The following is a 1,742-nucleotide window of genomic DNA, read 5'->3' as shown; positions in this document are numbered from 1 at the left end:
AAAAAATATCTAAGGAAGAAAAAGGCATTCGCCTTGTTCTACATTAAAATCCTCTCCTCATTTCTTATCGCCAAGCATGTCATCGATTTGTTTAAACAGCCTCTGAATGGACTCGTCGTCAAATTTTTTCTCCTGTTTAAACGCATCCAACATCTCGGAAATCTCCCGTCCTGCCGCATCGTCATCCAAGTCCCCCGGTAAATCGGAAGGATCAAACCATATATACGGGTCCGAATTGCTGCCGCGCAGATATGTCTTTGTCCACTGCGCCGGGTACGTATAATCCTGTTCGCCGAAGACAACCGCCAATACATCATCCGTATCAAGCGGCAAGAGGTGATCGAATACCTCTTCAATACCACCTTCCATTAGATTAAGGTGATGCTGCGTATAGCGGACATAGTGCTCCCCCGTTGATGTATCTTTTACTAGCGCGTAACGCTCCCGCTCTTTCTCTTGCAAGAGCTGAACCTCTTCTATCCGTTTTTCCAATTCTTCGTGTGAGATGATTCGCATTTCTTTCAGAGATGTATTCATTACGTTTCCGTCCTTTCCTTCGTCTTCTTCCCTACGATATCATAGATAGTGGAAAGTTTGTTATTTCAACTATACTTTTTACAGGGAGGGCACGTATGAAAGCTGTACTTGTAGAAGAAAACACACACCGTCTATACATTGGAGAAGCGGAAGATCCCGTTATGGGCGACGACGAATTGCTCGTCAGCATAAAGGCGACCGCACTGAACCGGGCAGACCTTCTCCAGAAACGCGGACTTTATCCCCCGCCAAAAGGCGCATCCCACATTATGGGATTGGAGATGGCCGGCATTGTTGAGAATGTAGGAAAAAACGTAACGGGTTTTAAACCCGGCGATCGTGTCTGTGCTCTGCTTCCGGGCGGCGGCTATGCGGAGAAAGTAAGTATTCCGGCAGGCATGGCCATCCGGATTCCCGACCATTTTTCGTTTACGGAAGCAGCGGCCATTCCGGAAGTGTTCCTGACAGCCTATTTGAATTTATTTTGGCTCGGCGGATTGAAAGCCGGTCATACGGTACTGATTCATGCGGGAGCCAGCGGTGTAGGAACAGCCGCCATCCAGCTGGTACGGGAAGCGGGCGCTACCTCTATCATTACCGCCGGAAGCGAAAAAAAACGGCAGGCATGTCTGGACTTAGGTGCCAGTCTGGCCATCGATTATAAAGCCGGACCTTTCGAACCCGCAGTTAAAGAAGCAACCGATGGACAAGGCGTGAATATTATTCTCGACTTTATCGGAGCGCCTTACTGGGAGCAGAATCTTTCCTGCCTGGCCATGGACGGCAGGCTTGTCATTATCGGTACAATGGGCGGCAGCAAAGCCCCCGAACTCAATCTTGGCCAGCTTCTGCGGCGCCGTCTGCAGATCATCGGTACAGCGCTGCGCTCCCGTTCGGTAGAAGACAAGATTGCCTTAACGAGAGAATTCGTCGAATTTGCGATGCCTCGTTTCGCGGACGGACGTTTACGGCCGATTGTTGACTCCGTATGGGATCTGGAGCAAGTACAGGAAGCACATGAATACATGGAGAACAATAAAAATACAGGAAAAATTATCCTTCAGATACAAAAATAATTATATCCTCTGTTTTCTGTGAAAATTATGAGAAAAGAAGGAAGGGGAAGAGAAAATAAGATTCAGGGAAGAAAAAGGCGTTCGCCTTTTTCACCATTGAAATCACCCTCTCGTTCTCTTCTCTCTTTT

Annotated in this window: 2 protein-coding genes; one reads left to right on the top strand and one right to left on the bottom strand. The window is 47.9% G+C overall.

Annotated features, from left to right (window positions below):
- Positions 1-57 precede the first annotated feature (57 nt).
- Positions 58-537 carry a hypothetical protein gene (locus B2899_RS10820; protein ID WP_286885731.1) on the bottom strand — a complete coding sequence of 160 codons (480 nt, stop codon included), beginning with the start codon at positions 535-537 and terminating at the stop codon, positions 58-60.
- Between the two features lie 95 nt (positions 538-632).
- Here B2899_RS10820 and B2899_RS10815 point away from each other — a divergent pair, with 95 nt between their 5' ends.
- Positions 633-1,613, top strand: coding sequence for an NAD(P)H-quinone oxidoreductase (locus B2899_RS10815; protein ID WP_146808198.1), 981 nt, complete (start codon positions 633-635; stop codon positions 1,611-1,613).
- Positions 1,614-1,742 lie beyond the last annotated feature (129 nt).

Source organism: Aneurinibacillus sp. UBA3580 (assembly GCF_002375825.1).
GTDB lineage: Bacteria > Bacillota > Bacilli > Aneurinibacillales > Aneurinibacillaceae > Aneurinibacillus > Aneurinibacillus danicus.
The sequence above is the reverse complement of the archived record's forward strand: the minus strand, read 5'-3'. Positions and strand labels throughout refer to the sequence as shown.

Excerpts from the sequence above, each read along its gene's own strand:
- B2899_RS10815 (WP_146808198.1), top strand. The coding sequence starts at position 633 with ATGAAAGCTGTACTTGTAGAAGAAAACACACACCGTCTATACATTGGA.
- B2899_RS10820 (WP_286885731.1), bottom strand. The coding sequence starts at position 537 with ATGAATACATCTCTGAAAGAAATGCGAATCATCTCACACGAAGAATTG.